The sequence below is a fragment of the Erwinia sp. TECH1 genome, assembly GCF_054057575.1.
Genome location: NZ_JBSRZK010000001.1, coordinates 3798552 through 3823105 on the forward strand (window position 1 = coordinate 3798552; position 24554 = coordinate 3823105).

Annotated in this window: 23 protein-coding genes and 3 tRNA genes; 10 read left to right on the forward strand and 16 right to left on the reverse strand. The window is 57.2% G+C overall.

Going from position 1 to position 24554, the window contains the following annotated elements:
• Positions 1-8: 8 nt before the first annotated feature.
• Genes garR through ACVWZ0_RS17850 form a run of 5 tightly spaced genes read right to left on the reverse strand, consistent with a single transcriptional unit; the run spans position 9 to position 5749 of the window.
• The gene (garR, locus tag ACVWZ0_RS17830; protein WP_253458835.1) at positions 9-890 is read right to left on the reverse strand and encodes a 2-hydroxy-3-oxopropionate reductase; all 882 of its coding nucleotides are present in this window, start codon (positions 888-890) and stop codon (positions 9-11) included.
• Between the two features lie 21 nt (positions 891-911).
• On the reverse strand, positions 912-1682 hold the full coding sequence (garL, locus tag ACVWZ0_RS17835; protein ID WP_253458833.1) for a 2-dehydro-3-deoxyglucarate aldolase: 771 nt from the start codon (positions 1680-1682) through the stop codon (positions 912-914).
• Positions 1683-1702: 20 nt separating this feature from the next.
• The gene (gene gudD, locus ACVWZ0_RS17840; protein WP_253458830.1) at positions 1703-3037 is read right to left on the reverse strand and encodes a glucarate dehydratase; all 1335 of its coding nucleotides are present in this window, start codon (positions 3035-3037) and stop codon (positions 1703-1705) included.
• Positions 3038-3058: 21 nt separating this feature from the next.
• Positions 3059-4396, reverse strand: coding sequence for a glucarate dehydratase family protein (locus ACVWZ0_RS17845; protein WP_253458827.1), 1338 nt, complete (start codon positions 4394-4396; stop codon positions 3059-3061).
• A 9-nt stretch (positions 4397-4405) separates the two neighbouring features.
• Positions 4406-5749 (reverse strand): MFS transporter, encoded by a 1344-nt coding sequence (locus ACVWZ0_RS17850; RefSeq protein WP_253458824.1) that lies wholly within the window; start codon positions 5747-5749, stop codon positions 4406-4408.
• Positions 5750-6248: 499 nt separating this feature from the next.
• Here ACVWZ0_RS17850 and garD point away from each other — a divergent pair, with 499 nt between their 5' ends.
• Positions 6249-7808, forward strand: a complete 1560-nt coding sequence (gene garD / locus ACVWZ0_RS17855; protein WP_253458822.1) for a galactarate dehydratase — start codon at positions 6249-6251, stop codon at positions 7806-7808.
• 37 nt (positions 7809-7845) lie between these two features.
• Here garD and ACVWZ0_RS17860 read toward each other — a convergent pair whose 3' ends face one another.
• The 4 genes from ACVWZ0_RS17860 to syd form a co-directional block, all read right to left on the reverse strand.
• The gene (locus ACVWZ0_RS17860) at positions 7846-8295 is read right to left on the reverse strand and encodes a flavodoxin (RefSeq protein ID WP_253458820.1); all 450 of its coding nucleotides are present in this window, start codon (positions 8293-8295) and stop codon (positions 7846-7848) included.
• A 2-nt stretch (positions 8296-8297) separates the two neighbouring features.
• On the reverse strand, positions 8298-9092 hold the full coding sequence (gene truC, locus ACVWZ0_RS17865) for a tRNA pseudouridine(65) synthase TruC (RefSeq protein WP_253458817.1): 795 nt from the start codon (positions 9090-9092) through the stop codon (positions 8298-8300).
• The gene (locus ACVWZ0_RS17870) at positions 9092-9418 is read right to left on the reverse strand and encodes a YqcC family protein (RefSeq protein ID WP_253458816.1); all 327 of its coding nucleotides are present in this window, start codon (positions 9416-9418) and stop codon (positions 9092-9094) included. The genes truC and ACVWZ0_RS17870 overlap by 1 nt, the downstream gene beginning before the upstream one ends.
• A 566-nt stretch (positions 9419-9984) precedes the next feature.
• Positions 9985-10539, reverse strand: a complete 555-nt coding sequence (gene syd / locus ACVWZ0_RS17875; protein WP_253458814.1) for a SecY-interacting protein — start codon at positions 10537-10539, stop codon at positions 9985-9987.
• A 125-nt stretch (positions 10540-10664) separates the two neighbouring features.
• Between syd and queF the strand changes: the two genes are divergently transcribed.
• The 3 genes from queF to xni all read left to right on the forward strand — a co-directional run bounded on the left by queF (position 10665) and on the right by xni (position 13836).
• Positions 10665-11507, forward strand: coding sequence for an NADPH-dependent 7-cyano-7-deazaguanine reductase QueF (gene queF, locus ACVWZ0_RS17880; protein WP_253458812.1), 843 nt, complete (start codon positions 10665-10667; stop codon positions 11505-11507).
• A 178-nt stretch (positions 11508-11685) separates the two neighbouring features.
• Positions 11686-13044, forward strand: coding sequence for a nucleotide 5'-monophosphate nucleosidase PpnN (ppnN, locus tag ACVWZ0_RS17885; RefSeq protein ID WP_253458809.1), 1359 nt, complete (start codon positions 11686-11688; stop codon positions 13042-13044).
• 39 nt (positions 13045-13083) lie between these two features.
• Positions 13084-13836 carry a flap endonuclease Xni gene (gene xni / locus ACVWZ0_RS17890; RefSeq protein WP_253458807.1) on the forward strand — a complete coding sequence of 251 codons (753 nt, stop codon included), beginning with the start codon at positions 13084-13086 and terminating at the stop codon, positions 13834-13836.
• 97 nt (positions 13837-13933) lie between these two features.
• Here the strand turns inward: xni and rlmM are convergent, their stop codons facing one another.
• From rlmM to ACVWZ0_RS17910, 4 genes are all read right to left on the reverse strand, one after another.
• Positions 13934-15034, reverse strand: a complete 1101-nt coding sequence (rlmM, locus tag ACVWZ0_RS17895) for a 23S rRNA (cytidine(2498)-2'-O)-methyltransferase RlmM (protein ID WP_253458804.1) — start codon at positions 15032-15034, stop codon at positions 13934-13936.
• The gene (locus tag ACVWZ0_RS17900) at positions 15027-15422 is read right to left on the reverse strand and encodes a DUF423 domain-containing protein (RefSeq protein ID WP_253458802.1); all 396 of its coding nucleotides are present in this window, start codon (positions 15420-15422) and stop codon (positions 15027-15029) included. Before ACVWZ0_RS17900 ends, rlmM begins: the two co-directional genes overlap by 8 nt.
• A gap of 57 nt (positions 15423-15479) precedes the next feature.
• Positions 15480-16394 carry a transcriptional regulator GcvA gene (locus tag ACVWZ0_RS17905; RefSeq protein WP_125287404.1) on the reverse strand — a complete coding sequence of 305 codons (915 nt, stop codon included), beginning with the start codon at positions 16392-16394 and terminating at the stop codon, positions 15480-15482.
• A gap of 338 nt (positions 16395-16732) precedes the next feature.
• Positions 16733-16957: a YgdI/YgdR family lipoprotein gene (locus ACVWZ0_RS17910; RefSeq protein WP_253458800.1), complete on the reverse strand. Its 225-nt coding sequence runs from the start codon at positions 16955-16957 to the stop codon at positions 16733-16735.
• Positions 16958-17181: 224 nt separating this feature from the next.
• Here ACVWZ0_RS17910 and csdA point away from each other — a divergent pair, with 224 nt between their 5' ends.
• Positions 17182-18387 (forward strand): cysteine desulfurase CsdA, encoded by a 1206-nt coding sequence (gene csdA, locus ACVWZ0_RS17915; protein ID WP_253458798.1) that lies wholly within the window; start codon positions 17182-17184, stop codon positions 18385-18387.
• Between the two features lie 2 nt (positions 18388-18389).
• On the forward strand, positions 18390-18833 hold the full coding sequence (csdE, locus tag ACVWZ0_RS17920) for a cysteine desulfurase sulfur acceptor subunit CsdE (protein ID WP_253458796.1): 444 nt from the start codon (positions 18390-18392) through the stop codon (positions 18831-18833).
• 17 nt (positions 18834-18850) lie between these two features.
• Here csdE and tcdA read toward each other — a convergent pair whose 3' ends face one another.
• Both tcdA and mltA read right to left on the reverse strand, forming a co-directional pair.
• Positions 18851-19651: a tRNA cyclic N6-threonylcarbamoyladenosine(37) synthase TcdA gene (gene tcdA, locus ACVWZ0_RS17925; RefSeq protein WP_253458794.1), complete on the reverse strand. Its 801-nt coding sequence runs from the start codon at positions 19649-19651 to the stop codon at positions 18851-18853.
• A gap of 52 nt (positions 19652-19703) precedes the next feature.
• A complete protein-coding gene (gene mltA, locus ACVWZ0_RS17930) occupies positions 19704-20846 on the reverse strand; it encodes a murein transglycosylase A (RefSeq protein WP_253458791.1) in 1143 nt (380 codons plus the stop codon).
• A gap of 203 nt (positions 20847-21049) precedes the next feature.
• Between mltA and ACVWZ0_RS17935 the strand changes: the two genes are divergently transcribed.
• The 3 genes from ACVWZ0_RS17935 (at position 21050) to ACVWZ0_RS17945 (ending at position 21396) form a co-directional block, all read left to right on the forward strand.
• Positions 21050-21126 (forward strand) — tRNA-Met (locus tag ACVWZ0_RS17935).
• A gap of 57 nt (positions 21127-21183) precedes the next feature.
• A tRNA-Met gene (locus ACVWZ0_RS17940) sits at positions 21184-21260 on the forward strand.
• A 59-nt stretch (positions 21261-21319) separates the two neighbouring features.
• Positions 21320-21396: transfer RNA gene (locus ACVWZ0_RS17945), tRNA-Met, on the forward strand.
• 83 nt (positions 21397-21479) lie between these two features.
• On the opposite strand, the gene amiC is transcribed toward ACVWZ0_RS17945, so the two are convergent.
• The gene (amiC, locus tag ACVWZ0_RS17950; protein ID WP_253458789.1) at positions 21480-22730 is read right to left on the reverse strand and encodes an N-acetylmuramoyl-L-alanine amidase AmiC; all 1251 of its coding nucleotides are present in this window, start codon (positions 22728-22730) and stop codon (positions 21480-21482) included.
• Positions 22731-22954: 224 nt separating this feature from the next.
• Between amiC and argA the strand changes: the two genes are divergently transcribed.
• On the forward strand, positions 22955-24298 hold the full coding sequence (argA, locus tag ACVWZ0_RS17955; protein WP_253458786.1) for an amino-acid N-acetyltransferase: 1344 nt from the start codon (positions 22955-22957) through the stop codon (positions 24296-24298).
• Positions 24299-24554: the final 256 nt, after the last annotated feature.

Below are 24554 nucleotides of genomic sequence, written 5' to 3' on the forward strand. Positions count from 1 at the left end.
CCACGGGACTATTTGATTTCGACTTTCGCCAGTTTTTCGTAATAGCAGGCCAGCGCGCTGTGATCGGCCGTGCCCAGCCCGTCAGCTTTCAGCGCCTGCATCATTTCCATTACCGCCGCCGTGAGCGGCAGCTGCGCGCCTACGCCGTGCGACGTATCCAGGGCGTTAGCCAGATCTTTAATATGCAGATCGATACGAAAACCCGGCTTGAAGTTGCGGTTCATCACCATTGGCGCTTTGGCATCCAGCACCGTGCTGCCCGCCAGGCCGCCGCGTATCGCCTGGTAGACCAGATCCGGGTTGACGCCCGCTTTGGTCGCCAGCGTCAGCGCTTCCGCCATTGCCGCGATATTCAACGCAACAATCACCTGGTTAGCCAGCTTGGTCACGTTGCCCGCGCCAATCTCGCCGGTGTGAACCACCGAGCCTGCCATCGCTTTCATAATATCGTAGCACTTATCGAACAGCTCTTTGTCGCCGCCGACCATCACCGAAAGCGTGCCGTCGATGGCTTTAGGTTCGCCGCCGCTGACCGGCGCATCCAGCAGCGCGACGCTTTTTTTCGCCAGCGCTTCATGAATTTCACGGCTCGCCAGCGGCGCGATGGAGCTCATATCGATCACGATAGTGCCCGCCTTCGCGCCTTCGATTACGCCACCTTCGCCCAGCAGCACTTCTTTCACGTGCGGCGAGTTGGGCAGCATGGTGATAATCACGTCGCTCTGCTCCGCCACCGCTTTTGCCGAATCGCCGGACGTCGCGCCCAGCGCAACCAGCTCCGCCACGCTTTCCGCATTGTGATCGCGCACCACCAGCGAGTAGCCGGCCTTAATTAAGTTTTTGCTCATGGGCTTGCCCATGATACCCAGACCTATAAATCCGATTTTCATCTTTGTCTCCTGAACAGTGGGTTATTTTTTAAAGCGATCGCACAGGGCCTGCGTGGCGCCACGGAATACGCCTAAATCGCTGCCTACCGCAACAAAACCGGCGCCCCATTCCAGATAGCGGCGGGCATCGGCCTCCACCGGGGCCAGAATGCCGCTCGGCTTGCCGGCCGCTTTGGCGCGCTCAAAGATATATTTGATCACCTTCAGCACTTCCGGATGGGCGGGCTGCCCCAGGTAGCCCAGCGCGGCCGAGAGATCGCCCGGCCCGACGAAAATGCCGTCCACGCCTTCTACCGCCGCGATAGCGTCAATGTTATCCACGCCCTGCTGCGTTTCGATCTGCACCAGCACGGTGATGTTGTCGTTGATGATGGTGTTGTACTGCGGCACGGTGCCGTACATATTGCTGCGGTGCGAAACCGATACGCCGCGAATGCCCATCGGCGGATAGCGGGTGGAGGCCACCGCGCGCACCGCTTCCTCTTCCGTTTCGACAAACGGGATCAGGAAGTTGGAAAAACCGATATCCAGCAGGCGCTTGATGATGACCGGCTCGTTGGTCGGCGGCCGCACCACCGGCGCGCTGACGCTGCCCTTCAGCGCCATCAGCTGCGGAATAAAAGTGGTGATGTCGTTCGGCGCATGTTCGCCATCCAGCACCAGCCAGTCGAAGCCTGCCAGTCCTAACACTTCCGTGGTCAGCGGGTTAGCCAGCGCGCACCAGCTGCCGATTAAGGTTTCGCCTGCCAGCAGGCGCTGACGAAAGCTGTTCGGCGTATTTACGTAGCTCATCGGTTTCTCCAGAAATTGGGTTAGCGCACCAGGCATGGGCGTTTGTTATCAAACGTCCAGTCCGGCACCAGGAATTGCATAGCCTGCGCGTCGTCGCGCGCGCCCAGACCGTGTTTCAGGTAAAGCTCGTGCGCTTTCATAACGCGATCCATATCCAGCTCTACGCCCAGGCCCGGCCTGTCCGGCACCTGTACCATGCCGCCCTTGATTTGCAAAGGCTGCTGCGTCAGGCGCTGGTTGCCTTCCTGCCAGATCCAGTGGGTATCGATAGCGGTGATTTTGCCGGGTGCCGCCGCCGCAACGTGGGTAAACATCGCCAGCGAAACGTCAAAATGGTTATTGGAGTGGGAGCCCCAGGTCAGGCCGAAGTCATGACACATCTGCGCAACGCGTACGGAACCCTGCATCGTCCAGAAGTGCGGATCCGCCAGCGGAATGTCGACGGACTGCAAAGAGAGCGTGTGCCCCATCTGACGCCAGTCGGTGGCAATCATATTGGTGGCCGTTGGCATGCCCGTTGCGCGACGGAACTCGGCCATCACTTCGCGACCGGAATAGCCCTGCTCCGCGCCGCAAGGATCTTCGGCGTAGGCCAGCACGTCTTTCAGCTGCTTGCCCAGCTCGATCGCTTCGTTGAGCGACCAGGCGCCGTTAGGATCGAGCGTAATGCGCGCCTTGGGAAAACGCTTCGCCAGCGCGGTCACCGCTTCGGCCTCTTCGCTCCCGGCCAGCACGCCGCCCTTCAGTTTGAAATCGTTGAAGCCATATTTTTCATAGGCGGCTTCCGCCAGGCGCACCACGGTTTCAGGCGTCAGCGCCTCTTCATGACGCAGGCGATACCAGTCGCAGCTGTCGTCCGGCTGGCTCTGATAAGGCAGCGAGGTTTTACGGCGATCGCCGACGTAAAAGAGATAGCCCAGCATTTCCACGCGATCGCGCTGCTGCCCATCGCCCAGCAGAGAGGCAACGTTGACGCCAAGGTGCTGGCCCAGCAGGTCCAGCAGCGCCGCTTCGATGCCGGTCACCACGTGGATAGTGGTACGCAAATCGAAAGTCTGGTTGCCGCGCCCGCTCGCATCGCGATCGGCAAAGGTGTTGCGCACGTGGCTCAGCAGATTTTTATATTCGCCAATGCCGTGGCCGACCAGCAGCGCCGCCGCTTCTTCCAGCGTCTTGCGAATTTTTTCGCCGCCGGGAATTTCACCGACGCCCGTGTGGCCGGAATTATCTTTAATGATAACGATATTGCGGGTAAAGAATGGCGCGTGGGCGCCGCTGAGGTTCAGCAACATGCTGTCGTGACCGGCGACCGGGATGACCTGCATTTCTGTGATCAGTGGAGTAGCCTGACTCATAACGTATTCCTTCTGTAAGGTTCAGCGCCCAAAGGCCGGGCGTTTGCGATCGAATGTCCAGCCGGGGATCAGGTATTGCATGGCGGCGGCATCGTTGCGCGCGCCGCCGGGCAGCGTTTTATAAAGCGCGTGGGCTTTTTCAATTTGCGCCCAGTCCAGCTCAATGCCCAGCCCCGGCGCATCCGGCACGGCGATCTTGCCGTTGCGGATCTGCAAAGGTTCTTTGGTCAGGCGCTGATCGCCTTCCTGCCAGATCCAGTGGGTATCAATGGCCGTCGGCTTGCCCGGCGCGGCGGCGCCCACGTGCGTAAACATCGCCAGCGAAATATCGAAGTGGTTATTGGAATGGCAGCCCCAGGTCAGCCCCCAGTCGTCGCACAGCTGGGCGACACGCACCGCACCGCTCAGCGTCCAGAAGTGCGGATCGGCCAGCGGAATATCGACGGCGTTCAGCATTACGGCATGGTTCATTTCCCGCCAGTTAGTGGCGATCATATTGGTGGCAACCGGCAGGCCGGTCGCGCGGCGGAATTCCGCCATTACCTCACGGCCCGAAAAGCCCTGCTCCGCGCCGCACGGATCTTCCGCATAGGTCAGAATGCCCTGCATGTCTTTACACAGCGCGATAGCTTCATCAAGCAGCCAGGCACCGTTGGGATCGACGGTGATGCGCGCTTCGGGAAAACGTTTTTTCATCGCTTTCACCGCGTCGATCTCCTGCTCGCCCGGCAGCACGCCGCCTTTGAGCTTGAAATCCTTGAAGCCATATTTATCCTGCGCGGCTTCCGCCAGCCGCACCACGGCCTCGCTGTCCATCGCCTTCTGATGACGCAGGCGATACCAGTCGTGCGGGGCGTTCTCGCCGTTCAGGTAAGGAAGATCGGTTTTTTCCCGGTCGCCGATATAGAACAGATACCCCAGCACCGTCACTTCATCACGCTGTTTGCCCGGCCCCAGCAGTTCCGCGACCGGTACGTTCAGGCACTGTCCCAGCAGATCCAGCAGCGCCGCTTCCAGCGCGGCCACCGCGTTGACGCGCAGTTCAAACGTCCACGCGCCTTTGCCGAAGTTATCAAAATCCGCCGACTGGTTGCCCCGATGCACCTCCTGCACCAGCCGGTTCATCCTGGCGACTTCCCGCCCTTTGACCTGGGGGACGGCATCCAGCAGCGTCTGGTAAATCGTCTCGCCGCCCGGCGCTTCTCCCACGCCGGTGTGTCCGGCGCTGTCGGTCAGCACCACGATATTGCGGGTAAAGTAAGCGCCGTGCGCGCCGCCGATATTCAGCAACATGCTGTCGTATCCCGCTACCGGGATCACTTTCATATCGGTGATCGTCGGGCTGCTTTGCGTCGTCATAACTCGTCCTTACAAAGGTTTCAGTTCAATACGCTTGATATCGCGTACCAGCACCAGGTAGCTCATTACCGCGACAAACGCATGAATACAAACGTAAATCAGCGCGCCGTTATAGGAGCCGGTCGTGGCGATGATGTAACCGATCACCACCGGCGTGACGATGCCGGAAATGTTGCCGAACATATTGAACAGCCCGCCGCTAAGCCCGCTGATCTCTTTCGGCGCGGTATCCGCCATCACCGCCCAGCCCAGCGCGCCAATCCCTTTGCCGAAGAAAGCCAGCGCCATAAAGAACACCACCACCCATTCCGTATCGACGTAGTTACAGACCACCATGGTGATAGAAAGCAGCATGCCGAGAACGATTGGGGTTTTACGGGCGATATTCAGCGAGCCGGTTTTACGCATCAGCCAGTCGGAAATAATGCCGCCCAGCACGCCGCCCAGGAAACCGCAGATGGCCGGAATCGACGCCACCATGCCGGCCTTCAGAATGGACATGCCGCGCGCCTGCACCAGATAAACCGGGAACCAGGTGATAAAGAAGTAGGTTAAGGCGTTAATGCAGTACTGACCCAGGTAGATACCTATCATCATTCTTGAGGTAATCAGCTGCTTTATCTGCGCTTTTTTCTCCGCCCAGCTGACCTTACGCTCGGCTTTTTTCATATCCATATTAATCAGCGCGCCGCCCTGCTCCATATATTCCAGCTCGGCTTTATTGACGCCCGGATGGTCGTTCGGATCGTGGATCACTTTGAGCCAGATAAAGCTGATGATGATGCCCAGCCCGCCCATAAACCAGAACACGTGCGCCCAGCCGACTTCGGAGGTAAGCCAGCCCATGATCGGCGCGAAGATCACCGTGGCGAAGTACTGCGCCGAGTTAAAAATAGCGACGGCGGTGCCGCGCTCCTGCGCGGGGAACCAGGCGGCGACGATGCGGCTGTTGCCGGGAAAAGAAGGCGCTTCCGCCAGGCCGACCATAAACCTGAGCATAAACAGCGTGACGATAATGCTGAAGCCGCTGAGCAGATCGACAAAGCCCTGCAACAGCGTGAACAGCGACCACAGGAAGATGCTCCAGAAATAGACGCGCTTTGAGCCGAACCGGTCCAGCAGCCAGCCGCCGGGGATCTGCCCTATTACGTAAGCCCATGAGAAAGCGGAGAAGATATAGCCCAGCCCGACCGGATCCAGCCCGATGTCTTTCGACATTGCCGAACCGGCGATAGCGATAGTGGCGCGGTCGCCATAATTAAATGAGGTGACGATAAATAGCATCACCACTATCCAGTAGCGAGCATTAGTTCTTTTTTGCACGGTGCTCGCAGCACTGCTGATTGAATCCATGATGCACTCCTGAAATATAGCGGTCAGGCAAACTCACTCTGGACTGCATACACATCGCGTTGGGTATCAGAATGATGTCAGGTTAAACACAGCGATTAAGTGGCAGAATAATCACAACGTTCAAAGCTCTCGTCCCGTTTGTTAAAAAGTATAGGGAGGCCACTCAGGTAAAGCACCGGTAAAAAGCACTATTAAAACGGGAAAAACCCAGAGATGTTCTTGCATATGCCCAATTCGTTGCGGAGTGGCTCACGGAAACAGCGGGTTCTGCGGGCGCGGTCACGTTCCCTTTTTCTTTGTGAGCCTCCTCACTGTCGCCTGTACTCTTGCCTGAAAATACGCTGATTGTTACCGCGCCATGTCGGACATTTGCATAATGTTTTCGGCCTGAAGCCTCTCTATACTGTCCAACAGCAGAATAATTCCACCCGAAAACGCTTCTCACCCACCTTTAAAATAAAGAACGTGCCGATTCATTTATCTCAGGACTTGTCGAGCAATGAACATTTCCAGAAACGATCTTCCCCTTTATATAAAGGTGCATGAAAACGATAACGTCGCCATTGTTGTAAATAATAATGGATTAAAGGCTGGTACGACTTTTTCATGCGGACTGGTACTAAAAGAACATATTCCCCAGGGACATAAAGTTGCATTAAACGATATTACGCAAGGCGGCGATATTATTCGCTATGGCGAAGTGATTGGTTATGCGGTGCGCGATATTCCTCGCGGCGGCTGGATTGACGAGTCGCTGGTGGTGTTGCCGGAAGCGCCGGATCTCGCCAGCCTGCCGCTGGCCAACAATGTGCCGCCCGCCCTGCCGCCGCTTGAAGGCTACACCTTTGAAGGCTATCGCAACGCCGACGGCAGCGTGGGCACGCGCAACCTGCTGGGGATTACTACCAGCGTGCACTGCGTGGCGGGCGTGGTCGATTACGTGGTGCAGATTATTGAGCGTGAATTGCTGCCAAAATATCCTAACGTCGATGGCGTGGTGGCGCTGAATCACCTTTACGGCTGCGGCGTGGCGATCAACGCGCCGGCCGCCGTGGTGCCGATCCGTACCATTCACAACCTGGCGCTGAACGCCAACTTCGGCGGCGAAGTAATGATTGTCGGCCTGGGCTGTGAGAAACTTCAACCCGAGCGCCTGCTGGAAGGCACGCCCGACGTACAGGCGATTTCGCTGGATGATAATGACGTGGTGCGCCTACAGGATGAGAAGCATGTTGGCTTTGAATCTATGGTTGCCGATATTTTGCAGGTTGCCGAACGCCATCTGCAACGCCTGAACCAGCGCCAGCGTGAAACGGTACCGGCAGCGGAACTGATCGTCGGTATGCAGTGCGGCGGCAGCGATGCCTTTTCCGGCGTAACCGCCAACCCGGCGGTAGGTTTCGCTTCCGATCTGCTGGTGCGCTGCGGCGCGACGGTGATGTTCTCCGAGGTGACCGAAGTGCGCGATGCGGTGCATCTGCTGACGCCGCGCGTGGCGACACAAGAAGTCGGCCAGCGGCTGCTGGAAGAGATGGCCTGGTACGATGACTATCTGAATATGGGCAAAACCGATCGCAGCGCTAACCCTTCGCCCGGCAACAAGAAAGGCGGGCTGGCGAACGTGGTGGAAAAGGCGCTGGGTTCTATCGCCAAATCGGGCCGCAGCGCTATCGTTGAGGTGCTGTCGCCAGGCCAGCGCCCCACCAAACGCGGCCTGATCTATGCCGCCACACCCGCCAGTGATTTCGTCTGCGGCACGCAGCAGATGGCTTCCGGCATTACTTTGCAGGTGTTTACTACAGGACGCGGCACGCCTTACGGCCTGGCGGCTATCCCCGTAATCAAAATGGCGACGCGCAACGCGCTGGCGGAAAGATGGCATGACTTAATGGATATCAATGCGGGGACGATTGCGACGGGCGAGGAAACCATAGAACAGGTAGGCTGGCGGCTGTTTGAGCTGATCCTGGATATCGCCAGCGGCCGGAAACAAACCTGGTCCGACCGCTGGGGGATCCGTAACTCGCTGGCGGTATTCAATCCGGCACCGGTTACCTGATGCTGCGGGCCTTCCCTTTAAGGCGAAGGCCCGGCTATTAATCCAGCTGCTTCAGCCAGGCTTCAACCCACGGCGAAGAAAGCGTTTCAGGCTCCGGATAGTCGTTAGCATCGATCAGCAGTACATCGCCGACCCGCTTCGCCGAGTGCTCCTGCAACAGCACATCGAACTTTTTCCCCGCGCCGCAGAAATCATCGTAGTTGCTGTCGCCCAGCGCAATCACGCCGTAGCGCAGAGTGGGCTGATGGCCCAGCTTGTCTTTGATAGCATAAAACAGCGGCGTGATGCTGTCCGGCAGATCGCCCTGAGCCGTGGTCGAGGTGATCACCAATGCCACGCCGTCGGCGTAACGCTGCCACTGTTCAAGCGTGGGATCTTCAAAAATTTCCACCTGATGACCGGCATCCGTCAATAAAGGCTCCGCCTCTTCCGCCACCAGCAGCGCGTTACCGTAAACCGTCCCTACAAAAATGCCTATTTGCGCCATGCTTATCTCCTCGTTGCCTGGTCTGAACCGCTATCCTGCAGGCAAGATGCCGCAAACTCAACCCTGGGAAGATTGGGGAGAGCGTCTTCCCAGCCAAACTGCGCCATCATTCCCTGCCAGACCGAGTCCAGACCCGCGCGCAGCAGCAAAGGCTCGCCCGTTACCGGATGCGTCAGCCGCAGTTCGCTGGCGTGCAGCATCAGCCGCGTCATGCCGAAGTGCTGTGCCGCGCTGCGATTCTGCCGCAGATCGCCGTGCGCGCTGTCGCCGATAATCGGATGGCGCAGATGGGTCATATGCCGACGCAGCTGGTGCTTGCGGCCCGTCTGCGGCTTCAGCTCCATCAGCGTATAGCGCGAGGTATCGTATCGGCTGACCGGCACCGGCAGCTCCGCTTTATCCAGCGCGCGCCAGTGGGTCACGGCAGGCTGCGGTTCCTTATTCTGCTCGCTGAACCTGTCAGCGATCTTATCCAGCTCTTCAGTTAATGCGTAATCCAGCGTTTCTTCGCCATCCAGCCAGCCTCTGACCACGGCATGATAGGTTTTTTGCAGCTGGTGCTGCTCAAACTGCTGCGAAAGCAGGCGGGCGACCTCGCTGGATAAGCCCATCAACAGCACGCCCGACGTGGGGCGATCGAGCCGATGAACGGTAAATACGTGCTGGCCTATCTGATCGCGCACGGTTTGCATCACGAAAACGCTTTCATGCCTGTCGAGCCAACTGCGGTGCACCAGCCAGCCTGAGGGTTTATTCACCGCGACCAGCCACTCGTCCTGATAAAGGATCTCCAGCATCAGGCGTCGTGCTCGAACAGTTGATCAAGCTGGTTCAGCATGTGCAGCAGATTGGCGCGGCCCGGAATAGCACCTTCCAGCGCCACTTCATAATAAGGGGCGATAGCCAGCTTTACCGGCAAAGCAGACTGCGCATCCAGCAGCGCCTGCATACGCGGCAGGAAAACCCACTGTAGCCACTGGATCGGCATCATGGTATCTACGCAAAAAGGCTCGGTGCTTTCAAACGCCTCGGCGTTTGGCGCGCAGTTTTGCCACAGCCCGGCGTCATGTAAGGCCTGCTCAATAGCCTGCAGGCGATTGCGGATTTCAAGTTCCCGGCTCATCTAAGCTCTCCTGGTCAGTTTTAAAGGGTCGCAAGCATAGCATTACCGCCGACAACGGGATAAGTATGGACGAAAAAAAGGGAGCACTGTAAAAACAGTGCTCCCGGTTCGTTCGCAGCAATCCAGCTACTTTTAGTGCTCCCTGCTCATCCCTGATAACTTTGTCCTGCAGTTTTCCCTACACTTTCACCGTCAATGGCGATGTCCCTGAGCATCCTGGCTTACCGCTCTCCGGCAGTACGTTTCTCCTTCCCGGAGGTGTCCCTTTTTCTCACTCCTGAGATATCTTGCGCAGATCTGAAGTCCTTAACAGGTGCTTTCAGTCTACCGACCGGCTTGTTCCTTAAGCCACCATCCCTTGCGACAGGATCAAGTTTGCCTTAATGAACCTGACAAACAATAGGCTGAAAACTTTTTTTTGACCCCGGCAGGTTTTTTTACGAAAAGCGTTATAACAACTTTATGATTTGCTTTGCTTTTACCGGAGAAAACGCCTTTTTTTCTTAAGATATAAAAGCGATCTCTTACAGACTCTGTAAGAGATCTCTCACAAGATAAATGACGCTTTACCTTAAGGGATCAATAATCGGTAAAGAAACAAGGAATTGCTCCAGGTTCGCGGCCAGTACCGTCTGCTTTTTAGTACCCAGCTTTTCCAGAATCACTTCCCCGCTCAAATTACATACGGAAATGATTTCCAGCTCGGATGGTGTGGTAGCAATAAAAAACGTAGGCGAATGTTTAAGACGGCGCTTCATAACCAGATGGCCGATCAAGTTTTCCTGCATACGCTCGAAATCGTCTTCGCTCCATATTTGCAGCAGCGTGCAGGGCTGGCCGTTGACCAGCGTCTTCATATCGCCTGCAAACTGCGAGGTGTACCAGGCAACGACGGCAGGCTGAATTTGTAAATCGAGCGCGCGCTCTACGTTTTCCAGGTTTTTGGCGAGGGTAAAGGGCTGCGGTAGCCACCAGACCTCATCGCCAACGGTTTGCTGCACGCAGGGCGAGGGAACGCCATACAGCTCGCTGCTGGCGGGCGGATGACCGCATTCGCTGACCCACCGGTCGCAATAGTTGCGGGTAAAATCAGCCAGGGCGCGGGAGGTTTCATCAATCATTCTTTTTTCACTCTCTGGTGCCTGAGTTACACTAAGGCTATACGTTTTTAGTTGCGTCGCCCGGGCCTTCCCGGCCGCAGACGATTGACCACTTCACCTGTCATATCAGGCTATAAGGTAATGCAATGTCTTCAGATACACATCAGGCGCTGAGCGGCCTGACGTTAGGAAAACCTACAGAGTACCACGACCAGTATCAGCCTTCTTTGCTCCAGGCGGTGCCAAGAAGCATGAACCGTGAGCCGCTGGGGCTTTATCCTGACAGTTTGCCCTTCCACGGCGCCGATATCTGGACGCTGTACGAACTCTCCTGGCTGAATGCCAAAGGCCTGCCGCAGGTGGCGATTGGCGAAGTCAGCCTGGATGCCCACAGCGTTAACCTGATCGAGTCCAAGAGCTTTAAGCTCTATCTTAACAGCTTTAATCAGACCCGCTTTGGTGACTGGGGCGAAGTCCGGGCAACGCTGGAGCGCGACCTCAGCGCCTGCGCGCAGGGCGAGGTCAGCGTTGCGCTGTTCCGGCTGCGGGAAATTGAAGGCCAGCCGATAGGCCACTTCAGCGGCCACTGCATTGACGAGCAGGATATTGAGATCGACAGCTATACCTTCAGCACCGACTATCTCCAGCAGGCCACGCAGCCGGAAGTAGTGGAAGAAAAACTGGTGAGCCATCTGCTGAAGTCCAACTGTCTGATCACCAACCAGCCGGACTGGGGTTCAGTGCAAATCAGCTATCGCGGCCCGCGTATCCAGCGTGAGGCGCTGCTGCGCTACCTGGTGTCGTTCCGGCACCATAACGAATTTCATGAGCAGTGCGTTGAGCGCATTTTCAATGATATCTTGCGCTTCTGCCAGCCGGAAAGCCTGAGCGTTTATGCCCGCTATACCCGTCGCGGCGGCCTGGATATCAATCCCTGGCGCAGCAACGGCGCATTTAAACCCGGCCTGTCCAGGCTGGTACGCCAGTAGCACTTTGCGTACCGTCGCGCATAAACGCACGATAACGTTGTTAACTGTTTGAGAAGAAGGCTAATCTGAAGCGGGCATCGGGTGCCCGGGAACATTTTTTCGCCGTCACGCTCGCCGTTTATCCGGCGGGCTTTTGATGGGGAGCGACCACCGCCCGGACGGGTGTAAAGGAGTTAATTTGATCACACATATCAGCCCATTAGGCTCCATGGATCTGTTGTCTCAACTGGAAGTCGATATGCTGAAGCGCACCGCCAGCAGCGACCTTTACCAACTCTTCCGCAACTGTTCCCTTGCCGTACTTAACTCCGGCAGCCAGACGGACAGCAGCCATGAACTGCTGTCGCGTTTTGAAAACTTTGACATCAACGTGCTGCGGCGCGAGCGCGGCGTCAAGCTGGAGCTGATTAATCCGCCGGAGGAAGCCTTTGTCGACGGTCGCATCATTCGCTCGCTACAGGCCAACCTGTTTGCCGTGCTGCGCGACATTCTGTTTGTAAATGGTCAGTTTGACAGCGGCTTTCAGCAGCAGGACGTGGATGACTCGGTGCGCATCACCAACCTGGTGTTTTCGCTGCTGCGTAACGCCAGGGCGCTGCACGTCGGCGAGCTGCCGAATACCGTGGTTTGCTGGGGCGGCCACTCGATCAACGCCGTGGAATATCAGTACTGCCGCAACGTCGGTTCGCAGCTGGGCCTGCGCGAGCTGAATATCTGTACCGGCTGCGGGCCGGGCGTCATGGAAGCGCCGATGAAAGGCGCCGCCGTGGGCCACGCGCAGCAGCGTTACAAAGAGAGCCGTTTTATCGGCCTGACCGAACCGTCGATCATTGCCGCCGAGCCGCCGAATCCGCTGGTCAACGAACTGATTATCATGCCGGACATTGAAAAACGTCTGGAAGCCTTTGTGCGTATCGCCCACGGCATCATTATTTTCCCGGGCGGCGTGGGTACGGCGGAAGAGCTGCTCTATCTGCTGGGCATCCTGATGAATCCGCAGAACCGCGATCAGGTGCTGCCGTTGATCCTCACCGGCCCGAAAGAGAGCGCCGATTACTTCCGCGTGCTGGATGAGTTTATCGTCAGCACGCTGGGCGAAGCCGCGCGTCAGCACTACACCATTATTATCGATGACGCGGCGGAAGTGGCGCGCCTGATGAAAAACGCTATGCCGAAGGTGAAAGAGCATCGGCGCGAGACGGGCGACGCCTATAGCTTTAACTGGTCAATCCGCATCGCGCCGAATTTGCAGGTGCCGTTTATGCCCACGCACGAAAATATGGCCAATCTTAATCTTTATCCCAATCAGCCTGCCGAACAGCTGGCGGCCTCGCTGCGCCGCGCGTTCTCCGGCATTGTGGCGGGCAACGTCAAGGAGCCTGGGATCAAAGCGATTAAGGAACAAGGCCCGTATAAGATACACGGCGATGCAGAAATCATGCGCCGCATGGACGATTTGTTACAGGGATTTGTTGCCCAGCACCGCATGAAGCTGCCGGGAACGGCCTACATCCCCTGCTACGAAATCATTAAGTAACCCTCAGCGGAGCGGCAGCCGTGCCGCTCAGTATCCACTATGACTATTCATCTGTTGATTATTGATGCGCTGAATCTGATTCGTCGCATCCACGCCGTGCAGGATTCTCCCTGCCAGGAAACCTGTATCCATGCTGTGCAACAGCTTATCCTGCACAGCAAGCCGACCCATGCGGTGGCGGTGTTTGACGACGACGATCGCCACGAAGGCTGGCGTCATCAGCGCCTGCCGGACTATAAAGCCGGACGCGCGCCCATGCCGGACACGTTAAAAACAGAGATGCCGCAGATCCGGGCGGCGTTTGAGGCGGCGGGCGTGGCCTGCTGGCACGCGCCGGGCGAAGAGGCGGACGATCTGGCCGCCACTTTGGCGGTAAAGGTTGCCGACAGCGGCCATCAGGCAACCATAGTGTCGACCGATAAGGGCTACTGCCAGCTGCTGGCACCAAATATTCAAATCCGCGACTACTTTCAGAAGCGCTGGCTGGATTTGCCGTTTATTGAAAAGGAGTTTGGCGTAGCGCCCGCGCAGCTGACGGATTACTGGGGGCTGGCCGGTATCAGCAGCAGCAAGATCCCGGGCGTGGCCGGCATCGGCGCGAAAAGCGCGGCAGAGCTGCTGCAAACCTACGGCTCGCTGGCGGCGATTTACGAGCGGCTGCCGGAAGTGGCGGATAAATGGCGCAAAAAACTGGAGCAGCAGCAGGAGATGGCGCAGATCTGCCGGGAGGTTGCAACGCTGAAAACCGATCTGCATCTGGCGGGCAACCTGAAGGAGCTGCGGCTGCGGTAAAGGCAAGCGCGCGTCCAGGGACTGGCGTTGCTAACGGACATAGCGGCAACTTAGTTGCCGCCTGTCTTTTACCAGCGGTCTGCGGCCCGGACTCTCTTTAGCGCTCGTCGCGGCGGCCTGGCGTAGCGCCCCAGATGCGGCGAATATGCACGGTGACTTCTTCGCGGTCATGATAAAGCTGGCGCGCCTGAATTTGTGCGTTGATGCCGTTGGCCTTCAGCTTCTCGTCAATCATCGCCAGGTTTTGCGACACCTCTTCATAACGCTTTTTCATCGGCAGCTTGAGGTTGAAGATCGCTTCACGGCACCAGCCGTTCACCAGCCAGTCGGCCATCAGGTTAGCCACGCGTACCGGTTTTTCCACCATATCGCATACCAGCCAGTAGATGTTGCTGCGCGTCGGGCGATATTTAAAGCCGTCCTCGCGATGGTGGAAAACCTGCCCGGTATCCATCAGGCTCGGCGCCATCGGGCCGTTATCAACGGCGTGCACCATCATGCTGCGCTTCACCAGCTGATAAGTCCAGCCGCCGGGACAGGCGCCCAAATCGACCGCATAAAGGCCGCTGCCCAGGCGTTCTTCCCATTCGTCGGCCGGTACAAAAACGTGAAACGCTTCTTCCAGCTTTAACGTCGAGCGGCTTGGCGCGTCGGACGGGAACTTCAGCCGTGGAATGCCCATAAAGAACGGGGAGTTGTTCTGCGGCAGCGAGTAGCCGACGTAGCAGTAGCCCGGCGCGATAAAAAAGACGTGCACCACGGGACGCTTGTCGCTTTCGTAATTCAGCAGGATGCCCGCCGAGCGCAGGCTGGAACGCAGCGGCACGGTGAACTTGCGGCAGAATTTCAGCAGCTCTTTGCTCTCGTTAGTGTCCGGCACTTCAACCCGCAGCTCGCCGCCCTTTTCCACCACGCCGGTCAGCATCCCCGTCACCGGCGTGACGCGATCCTCAGGAGGCAAATCGCGCAGCAGCTCGCCCACGACGATCATCTGACGCGAAAAAATCAGCTCGCTGAAAGGCAGCTCGCGCAGCAGTTTTTCGGCGTCTTCAGGCTGATAGCATTCAAACAGCACGTAAGCGGAATCTTCCTTTACGCGCGCAAAGCCAAATACTTCTCTGGCTGCGGCTTTCGCGGTGATCTCCGCCGCGCACTCTTTTTCAAAGCCCTGACGGCAATAGAGTAAAACTTTATTCATGGCGTTCTGCCCTTTTCTTCAGACGCAGCGCGCCAATCAACATTAAAACCCAGCCAATCAGGAAGCAGAAGCCTCCTACCGGCGTAACGTAAACCCAAAGCTTAAGATGGGACAGCGCCAGACAGTAAAGGCTGCCGCTAAACAGTACGGTGCCCAGCGCCAGCAGCGCGCTGCTCCAGTAAAACCAGATATTGGCGCGGCTGCGCATCGCTGCCGCCAGGCCCAGGATCGCCAGCGTGTGGAAACCCTGATACTCCAGGCCGGTTTTCAGCCAGGCCATTTCGCCCGGCCCCAGTGACCGGCTTAATACATGAGCGCCAAATGCGCCCAGCATGACAAAAACAAACCCGCTGATGGCCGTAAAAATCAGCATTGCACGACTCGACATTCTTATCATCCTCTGAGACAGCACGCGCCGCCGCCCTGGCAACGCATGATTAAGGGTTCAGCTTTCGTAGCGGAAGCGGAATTTTTCCTGTTCGCTGGCTGCTTTTGCCAGGATCCACTGACGAAAGGCGGCTATTTTACCCAGTTCTGCCTGACTGTCATGACAAACCAGATAAAAAGCGTTTTTACTTACCAGCACGTCGTTAAAGGGACAGGCCAGCCTGCCCGCTTCTATCTCCGTTTGCGCCATCACGTTGTTCGCCAGCGCCACGCCCTGGCCGTGGATAGCCGCCTGTAAAACCATCGCGCTGTGGCTGAAAATAGGGCCGTGCTGCACGTTGATATTTACGCCCAGCTGGCGCGTATAGGCCTGCCAGTCGCGACGGGAAGCGTCATGCAGCAGCGTAAAGCGCGTCAGATCGGCAGGCGTTTTAAGAGGATTATCGCCGGTTAACAGCAAAGGTGAACAGACAGGCAGCAAATATTCGGCATAAAGTTTTTCCACCCGCAGGCCCGGCCAGTTGCCGCGCCCATAGAAAATAGCCACGTCTACGTCATCCGCCAGCTTCTCTTCTTCCCGATCGACGGCCTGGATACGCACGTCTATCCCCGGATAAGCTGAGTTAAAGCTGGACAGGCGCGGCACCAGCCATTGGATCGCAAAGCTGGGCAGCAGGCTGACGGTCAGCGCGCCCTTCGCGCTCCGTGCCTGAAGCTTGCGGGTAGCGTCGTTCAGCGCGGTGAAAATCTCTTTGATATCCAGGTAGTAGCTCTGGCCTTCCTCGGTAAGCAATAAAGAGCGGTTGCGCCGCCGGAACAGCTTAAGGCCCAGAAAATCCTCCAGTGACTTGATCTGATGGCTTACCGCCGCCTGGGTCACAAAAAGCTCTTCTGCGGCCCGGGTAAAACTGAGATGACGTGCGGCAGCATCAAATACGCGCAGGGCATTTAAAGGAGGAAGACGTTTCGACATGATTACCGGTTACAGAATGTTGGCTTCGGACATAAGGCCGCTGACGCAGCTTTACGTATTAGTTTTTTTTATCCGAGCCATTATAATTTGTCCGTTGAGGATGCACCAGCAAATACCTATAGTTGCCGCACTTCCTGAGCCGGAACGAAAAGCAGTTTGAAATTGAAGCGCTTGCGCGGGGATTTTAGAAGGCTTTTGGCTTGTGGTCGTGATGTTGTGTTTGCAATTGATCTGCCTTTTGCAGATCGGGTAGTCCGACTACCGCTTTTAGATTTACCCTGTCTGTCCATAGAGATTTAATAGCACCGCAAATTGCGGTGCTTTTTTTTGCCTGAAACTTACTGGCCCATTTCAACCATTTCTTTTACGTCTGAACGGTTGATCTGCTGCTTGTTGCCGTTAGCATCTTTGTAGCTGATCATACCGGTATCGTCATCTACTACGGGTTTGCCGTCGGCGACGATGGTACGGCCATCATTGGTATGCATAACATAATTGCTTGAGCAGGCAGCCAGGGCAAAAGTCATGGCGCAGGCGGCCATAATAGCAGCAAATTTTTTCATCTTTATATCTCCTTGCAGATAGTAATGCGATAAACCACCCGCAATGCGCGATCCCGAGGCAAAAAGCGAGTAAATTGCCTGTCCTGAGAAAGCTTATTTGCGGGTAATAGTTTAAACCTTGCATAAATCAGGATAACTCGCTTTTCAGACATTGCCAGGAAAGCGCCTGTAATTCAGTTGGATTCGGTAAAAACCGCATCAATCCACCCTTATTCGAGGAGAACATGAGCATATTTTCGCCTGTTCATTTTCGCCAGCAGTTTCCCGCGCTGGACGAAGCCGGCATCTATCTTGACAGCGCGGCCACCACGCTGAAGCCAGCGGCGGTGATTGAAGCCACCCAGGCGTTCTACAGTCAGGGGGCCGGAACCGTGCATCGCAGCCAGTTTGCCGCCGCGCGTGCGCTAACCGACCGCTATGAAAATGCCCGTGGCCAGGTGGCGCGACTGCTGAATGCCCCGCTCGCCAGCAATATTGTCTGGACCAAAGGCACCACGGAAGCGATCAACCTGATCGCCCAGGGCTATTTTCGACCACGCCTGCGGCCAGGCGATGAGATCGTCGTCAGCGAAGCCGAGCATCACGCCAATCTGGTGCCATGGCTGATGGTGGCTGAGCAGACCGGCGCCAAAGTGGTGAAGTGGCCGATCGGCAAAGATTTGCTGCCCGGCATCGCGACGCTGGAAACCTTACTGAATGCGCGTACGCGGGTGCTGGCGCTTGGACAAATGTCCAACGTCACCGGTGGCTGCCCGGATGTAAGCAAGGCCGTCGCACTGGCGCATCGCGCGGGCGCAAAGGTAGTTATAGACGGCGCGCAGGGCGTGGCGCATCGGCCGCCCGACGTAGCAGCGCTGGATATCGACTTTTATGCTTTTTCCGCCCATAAGCTTTATGGGCCGATGGGGACAGGCGTGCTCTATGGCAAAACGGCGCTGCTGGAAGCGATGCAGCCCTGGCAGGGCGGCGGCAAAATGCTGACCACCGTCAGCTTTGACGGCTTTACGCCGCAGGCGGTGCCCTGGCGCTTTGAGGCAGGCACGCCCAACGTAGCGGGCGTCATCGGGCTGAGCGCGGCGCTGAGCTGGCTGGAAACAGTGGATATGGCGGCGGCAGAAAGCTGGAGCTGCGGGCTGGCCGACGTGGCGGAAGAGCGGCTGGCGGATCTGCCCGGCTTTCGCAGCTTCCGAGCCAGCGGCTCCAGCCTGCTCGCCTTTGATATCGCGGGCGTACACCACAGTGATATTGTTACGCTGCTGGCGGAAAGCGGCATCGCGCTGCGCGCCGGCCAGCACTGCGCCCAGCCGCTGCTACAGACACTTGGCGTCAACGGCACCCTGCGCGCCTCTTTTGCGCCCTATAATACGCTTAACGATGTTGAAGCGCTGGTCAGCGCCATGACCACCGCACTGGAACTTTTGGCAGATTAACTATGACGACTTTACCGGCTCCGCACCCGTTCGGCACGCTGATTACCGCCGACGGCTTAAAACAGACTTTTTCCGCCTTTACGCAGTGGGAAGAACGCTATCGCCAGCTGATTTTGGTGGGAAAACAGCTGCCCGCACTGGCGGAGGAGTGGAAAACGGCGGAAATCGAACTCAGCGGCTGTGAAAACCGCGTCTGGCTTGGACATCGACAGTCGCCCGACGGCAGCCTGCACTTTTACGGCGACAGCGAAGGCCGCATCGTGCGCGGACTGCTGGCGGTGCTGCTGGTCAGCGTGGAAGGAAAGCTGCCCGAAGAGATATTGCAGAGCGATCCGCTGGCGCTGTTTGATGACCTGGGGCTGCGCGATCAGCTCAGCGCCTCGCGCAGCGCCGGACTGGCGGCACTGGCGACAGCGGTAGTGAAGGCGGCGAGCGAAGCGGGTTAAGCAAATCAGAAGCGGCGTCAGGCGCGCGCCGCTTTCGCCATCATTTTTTTCAGCACGTGGGAAACGGCCACGAAGCCGAAAGTGGCGGTGACCATCGTGGCCGCGCCGAAGCCGGAAGCGCAGTCCATCCGCTTTGGCCCTTCCGCCGTACTGCGTGAAGCGCAAACGGAACCGTCCGGCTGCGGATACATCAGCGCCTCGGTGGAAAACACGCAGTCAATACCCAGCTTGCCCTTGCTGTTTTTAACGATATTGAAATCGCTTTTTAACCGTTCGCGCAGCTTAGCCGCCAGCGGATCCTGAATCGTTTTCGCCAGATCCGCCACCTGGATCTGCGTGGGATCGATCTGACCGCCTGCGCCGCCGGTGGTAACCAGCGGGATTTTATTACGGCGGCACCAGGCCAGCAGCGCCGCTTTTGGCCGCACGCTGTCGATGGCGTCAATCACATAGGTAAAGCCGCCGCTCATCAGCTCAGCCGTATTTTCCGCAGTGATAAAGTCATCCACGCAGGTCACTTTGCATTCCGGGTTGATGGCCAGGATGCGTTGCGCCATTACCTCGGTTTTCGCCTGCCCTACTGTGCCTTTCAGCGCGTGGATCTGCCTGTTGGTATTGGTCACGCAGACATCGTCCATATCGATCAGCGTGATGGCGCCGATACCGGTGCGCGCCAGCGCTTCAGCGGCCCAGGAGCCTACGCCGCCAATGCCGATCACGCAGATATGCGCGTCGGCGAAAAGTTGCAGAGCAGACTGACCATATAAGCGTGCCGTGCCGCCAAAGCGCTGTAGCCAGGCGTCGGAAAGAACCCTCATGATTTACCTCAACGTCGGAAACGGGCCGGAAACGCCGGCCCGTTGACCTTAATTATCGACTGACCAGCGCCGCACCGGCATTGCCATTTTGTGCCATAGAGAAAGGAGAAACGCCCGCGCCCGGCGCCGCTTTCAGCACCCAGACGCGACCGTAGTGGTTATACCAGCCTGCCATATGGCCCGCCTGCTCGCCGATACCCTGATAGATATCAAAGTGCTGGCCCTTAATAGCGCCGCCCACGTCGAGCGCCACCATCACGCGCATTTCATATTTGCCGTTGAACTTGCCTTTATCGTTCAGCAAAGGCACCTCCGCCAGCAGTACCGTGCCCGGCGGGATCAGCGAACGATCGGCGGCCACCGAAGCTTTGGCGATCAGCGGTACCGCGCTCGCGCCGCGTACCGGCGCAAACTCTTCCGGCTTAAAGAAGACAAAGGACGGGTTCTGCTCCAGCAGCTCGCGCACCTCGGCCGGGCTGTGGTTTTCGCCCCATTGGCGGATAGCCTGCATCGACATATCTTCGCGCTTCACTTCGCCGCGATCGATCAGCACCTTACCGATGCTGCGATAAGCATGGCCGTTCTTGCCGCCGTAGCCGAAGAAGGTCAAAGGACGGCCGTCGCCGTAGTCAACGTAGCCGCTGCCCTGCACGTCCATAATAAAGTTATCCATCAGCGAATTGCTGTAACCGATAACGTAACGTTCATCCAGGCCGCCGCTGTAGATTTCCGCTCGGCTTGGCAAACGGCGCTTGCCGCGCGGCGGCATGCGGTATAAAGGATACTGAAATTCGCCCTGGCGGGTGTAGCGGGCATGGATAACCGGCGTGTAGTAACCGGTAAACTGCACGTTGCCATAATTGTCGGTGCCTTCCATCTGATACGCATCCACGCCGTACTGGCGCAGCTGCCGCGTATCACCGCCCGCCATCAGCCAGCTTTTTAGCGCGCTGTAGGTTGAAAGCTGGCGGGAAAACATGGCTGGCGAAGCGGCCTGGATTTCCAGCAGCTGATCGGCAAAATCTTTGCCGTTAACGGGGCGCCCTTTGGCGTTAGGTTGATTAACCAGCCCCAGCGGCTGCTGCAGCTTGCCGTCCTTATACTGCTGGCCGCGATCGGTAGGTTTGGAGGAACATCCCGCAAGCAGGGCGATTAACGCCCCGGTGACCATATACTTTGCCCAACGTCCTTTCATTATTCTCTACCTTTATACGCAATTGCAGGCGAAGATAGCAAAGCGCCCCACAGATTAAAACGTCCTCGCCAAAAAGAAGCGTCGTTTTTGCACAACAATACAACAATCGGCTGACAAATTAAGCAGCAAGGGCGATTTCAGGCGTTAATTTGCTAAAAAGGGTTGCAACAAAATCGCCGGAGAGTATAGTGCGCATCCACGGACGCGGGATGGAGCAGCCTGGTAGCTCGTCGGGCTCATAACCCGAAGGTCGTCGGTTCAAATCCGGCTCCCGCAACCAATTCCCTCCGGGGAAAAGCAGTAAACCTGTCGTGATGGAAGCGCCAGGAAGTTCGGACGCGGGATGGAGCAGCCTGGTAGCTCGTCGGGCTCATAACCCGAAGGTCGTCGGTTCAAATCCGGCTCCCGCAACCATTTTCTCAGGAAAATGTAGTAGTAAAAAAGTCTGCCGTGATGGAAGCGTCAGCATCGGACGCGGGATGGAGCAGCCTGGTAGCTCGTCGGGCTCATAACCCGAAGGTCGTCGGTTCGAATCCGGCTCCCGCAACCAACTAAACACCCTTTCGGGTGTTTTTTTGTTTCTGGCGTTCCAACTTTCTTATTTTATCGGACGACCTGTCGCCGCCCGCTTTCCTATCTTGGTGCTAACGGTGCGCCGTGGGCAAAATAGCCTTTAATCCCTGCCAGAATCGACTCCGCCACCTGACGCTGGAACGCTGCCGTACGCAGTTTGCGCTCCTCCTCCAGATTACTGATAAAAGCCGTTTCCACCAGAATGGAAGGAATATCCGGCGCTTTCAACACCGCAAAAGCCGCCTGCTCCACCTTCTTCTTGTGCAGATGATTAATTTTGCCCATATGTCCCAGCACTTCCTTGCCGAACTTCAGGCTGTCGTTAACGGTCAGGCTCTGTACCATATCGAACATAGTGTGATCCAGGTAGCGATCGCCGCTCATGCTGACGCCGCCGATCAGATCCGATTCGTTCTGCGTTTGCGCCAGATAGCGCGCGGCGGTGCTGGTTGCGCCTTTAGTCGACAGCGCGAACACGGAAGAGCCTCGCGCCGCCCGGCTGGTAAAGGCGTCGGCATGAATAGAAACAAACAGATCGGCGCGTAATCTGCGCGCTTTTGCCACCCGCACCTTCAACGGAATAAATACGTCGTCGCTGCGTGTCATATGCGCGCGCATATTGGGCTGCTTATCGATTAGCGCTTTCAACCGACGGGCGATTTTCAGCACCACGTCCTTTTCTTTGGTTTTATGCTTGCCGATAGCACCGGTATCTTCGCCGCCGTGACCGGGATCGATCATGATAATAATCGGACGATCCCGCCCCGCTTTGCCGGGCAACGGCGCGGAAGCGGGCTGGCCGCTTTCCAGCTCGCCTTTATTGTAATCCTGCAACAGCGCCAGCAGCGGATCGTCTTCATGGTTATGGCTGCGGTTTCTGGCCGGATAGAGATCCAGCACCAGGCGGTTTTTGATGCCGGCGACCGGATCGAGCGTAAAGACTTTTGGCGTCACGCTCTGCTTCAGCTCCAGCACCAGCCGCACCGTATGGCGATCGAACTGGCCGACGCGCGCGCTTTTAATATAGGGATCGTCGCTGCGCACCAGATGCCCGACCTGATGCAGGGTCTGATTCAGGTGCACGCCGGAGATATCCACCACTATGCGTTCAGGATGACTTAACGCAAACTGTTTATATTTCAGCGGAGTATTGGATTCCAGCGTGACGCGGGAATAGGTTGAAGACGGCCAGATGCGCACGGCCACAATATGGCTGCTTGCCGCCAGTCCCGCTTTGCTGACGCTCAGCAGCAGCGCTGCGCCAGCGCCCTGTAGCCAGCGACGTCGGCCGGGCGAAGGTAAATCAGACATGCCACTCCAGTAAGAAATTGCTGTTTTGTAAAGAAAAATAAAACCAAAAAACCACCAGGCGCAAAACTGTAGCGAATCCTGCTGCCGGTGTCACCCCCAAAAGCCCTTCACGGGCCGCAGCGTTAAGCTACGTTAAAGAGAAGGTTGAAAATTGGCACTTGCGCCCGCGCGATAAAAGAATAAAAATACATTTTTAGCGAATAATAATTCATAGAGGGTTTGCCGTGAAGGAACGGAGTACCGAGCTGGTTCAGGGGTTTCGCCATACCGTGCCCTATATCAATGCCCATCGTGGTAAGACGTTTGTCATTATGCTGGGCGGCGAAGCCATTGAGCATGATAACTTCTCAAGCATCGTTAATGATATTGGCCTTCTGCACAGCCTCGGCATTCGCCTGGTGGTGGTATACGGTGCGAGGCCGCAGATTGACGCCAATCTGGCGGAGCATCAGCTGGAGCCGGTTTATCACAAGCATACCCGCGTCACCGACGCGCAGTCGCTGGAGCTGGTTAAGCAGGCGGCAGGCCGTTTACAGCTGGATATCACCGCGCGCCTGTCGATGAGCCTGAACAACACGCCGCTCCAGGGCGCGCATATCAACGTCGTCAGCGGCAACTTTATTATCGCGCAGCCGCTGGGCGTGGATGACGGCGTGGATTACTGCCACAGCGGCCGTATCCGCCGCATCGATGAAGAGGCTATTCACCGCCAGCTCGACAGCGGCGCTATCGTGCTGCTGGGGCCGGTTGCCGTTTCCGTGACCGGCGAGAGCTTTAACCTGACCTCGGAAGAAGTCGCCACCCAGCTGGCGATCAAGCTGAAGGCGGAAAAAATGATCGGCTTCTGCGCGGAACAGGGCGTGACCGACAGCGAAGGCGCAATTATCTCCGAGCTGTTCCCGAACGAAGCGCAGCAGCGCATTATCGAGCTGGAAGAAGGCCATGACTATCTGTCTGCGACCGTGCGCTTTTTACGCGGCGCGGTGAAGGCCTGCCGCAGCGGCGTGCGCCGCAGCCACCTGATTAGCTATCAGGAGGACGGCACGCTGTTGCAGGAACTGTTCTCGCGTGACGGTATCGGTACGCAGATTGTGATGGAAAGCGCCGAGCAGATCCGCCGCGCCACCATCAACGACATCGGCGGCATCCTTGAGCTGATCCGCCCGCTGGAGCAGCAGGGCATTCTGGTGCGTCGCTCGCGCGAGCAGTTAGAGATCGAAATCGACAAATTTACGATTATCGAGCGGGATAACCTCACCATCGGCTGCGCGGCGCTCTACCCTTTCCCGGAAGAGAAAATCGGCGAGATGGCCTGCGTCGCGGTACACCCGGACTACCGCAGCTCGTCGCGCGGCGAAGCGCTGCTGGAAAGAGTGGCGCTGCAGGCGCGGCAGATGGGGCTGAAAAAGCTGTTTGTGCTGACCACACGCAGCATTCACTGGTTCCAGGAGCGCGGCTTTACGCCGGTCGATATCGAAGAGCTGCCGGAAAGCAAAAAGCAGATGTATAACTACCAGCGCCGCTCAAAGGTGCTGATGGCCGATCTGAGCCATGCGCGGATGGCGTAAAAATTGCGATGATTAACAAAGCGCGGGACGCTACGTTTTTTTATAGTTTCCCCGCCTTTTGCTGACATCGGGGTCTGGCAGATAAGTAGACTATTTTCGCACAGGGGCGCGCGTAACGAGTCCGCACGAATGAGTTTATACCGGTCTGCTTCGGTAACTGAGATTGGGCTGATTTAGTTGCACGCACCCGGCCTCATAAAATTAAGGACCCGCCAGAGCCTTATTAATCGTTTCGCTCAGCCCTTGATCATCCACT

Excerpts from the sequence above, each read along its gene's own strand:
- garR (WP_253458835.1), bottom strand. The coding sequence starts at position 890 with ATGAAAATCGGATTTATAGGTCTGGGTATCATGGGCAAGCCCATGAGC.
- garL (WP_253458833.1), bottom strand. The coding sequence starts at position 1,682 with ATGAGCTACGTAAATACGCCGAACAGCTTTCGTCAGCGCCTGCTGGCA.
- gudD (WP_253458830.1), bottom strand. The coding sequence starts at position 3,037 with ATGAGTCAGGCTACTCCACTGATCACAGAAATGCAGGTCATCCCGGTC.
- ACVWZ0_RS17845 (WP_253458827.1), bottom strand. The coding sequence starts at position 4,396 with ATGACGACGCAAAGCAGCCCGACGATCACCGATATGAAAGTGATCCCG.
- ACVWZ0_RS17850 (WP_253458824.1), bottom strand. The coding sequence starts at position 5,749 with ATGGATTCAATCAGCAGTGCTGCGAGCACCGTGCAAAAAAGAACTAAT.
- garD (WP_253458822.1), top strand. The coding sequence starts at position 6,249 with ATGAACATTTCCAGAAACGATCTTCCCCTTTATATAAAGGTGCATGAA.
- ACVWZ0_RS17860 (WP_253458820.1), bottom strand. The coding sequence starts at position 8,295 with ATGGCGCAAATAGGCATTTTTGTAGGGACGGTTTACGGTAACGCGCTG.
- truC (WP_253458817.1), bottom strand. The coding sequence starts at position 9,092 with ATGCTGGAGATCCTTTATCAGGACGAGTGGCTGGTCGCGGTGAATAAA.
- ACVWZ0_RS17870 (WP_253458816.1), bottom strand. The coding sequence starts at position 9,418 with ATGAGCCGGGAACTTGAAATCCGCAATCGCCTGCAGGCTATTGAGCAG.
- syd (WP_253458814.1), bottom strand. The coding sequence starts at position 10,539 with ATGATTGATGAAACCTCCCGCGCCCTGGCTGATTTTACCCGCAACTAT.
- queF (WP_253458812.1), top strand. The coding sequence starts at position 10,665 with ATGTCTTCAGATACACATCAGGCGCTGAGCGGCCTGACGTTAGGAAAA.
- xni (WP_253458807.1), top strand. The coding sequence starts at position 13,084 with ATGACTATTCATCTGTTGATTATTGATGCGCTGAATCTGATTCGTCGC.
- rlmM (WP_253458804.1), bottom strand. The coding sequence starts at position 15,034 with ATGAATAAAGTTTTACTCTATTGCCGTCAGGGCTTTGAAAAAGAGTGC.
- ACVWZ0_RS17900 (WP_253458802.1), bottom strand. The coding sequence starts at position 15,422 with ATGTCGAGTCGTGCAATGCTGATTTTTACGGCCATCAGCGGGTTTGTT.
- ACVWZ0_RS17905 (WP_125287404.1), bottom strand. The coding sequence starts at position 16,394 with ATGTCGAAACGTCTTCCTCCTTTAAATGCCCTGCGCGTATTTGATGCT.
- ACVWZ0_RS17910 (WP_253458800.1), bottom strand. The coding sequence starts at position 16,957 with ATGAAAAAATTTGCTGCTATTATGGCCGCCTGCGCCATGACTTTTGCC.
- csdA (WP_253458798.1), top strand. The coding sequence starts at position 17,182 with ATGAGCATATTTTCGCCTGTTCATTTTCGCCAGCAGTTTCCCGCGCTG.
- csdE (WP_253458796.1), top strand. The coding sequence starts at position 18,390 with ATGACGACTTTACCGGCTCCGCACCCGTTCGGCACGCTGATTACCGCC.
- tcdA (WP_253458794.1), bottom strand. The coding sequence starts at position 19,651 with ATGAGGGTTCTTTCCGACGCCTGGCTACAGCGCTTTGGCGGCACGGCA.
- mltA (WP_253458791.1), bottom strand. The coding sequence starts at position 20,846 with ATGAAAGGACGTTGGGCAAAGTATATGGTCACCGGGGCGTTAATCGCC.
- amiC (WP_253458789.1), bottom strand. The coding sequence starts at position 22,730 with ATGTCTGATTTACCTTCGCCCGGCCGACGTCGCTGGCTACAGGGCGCT.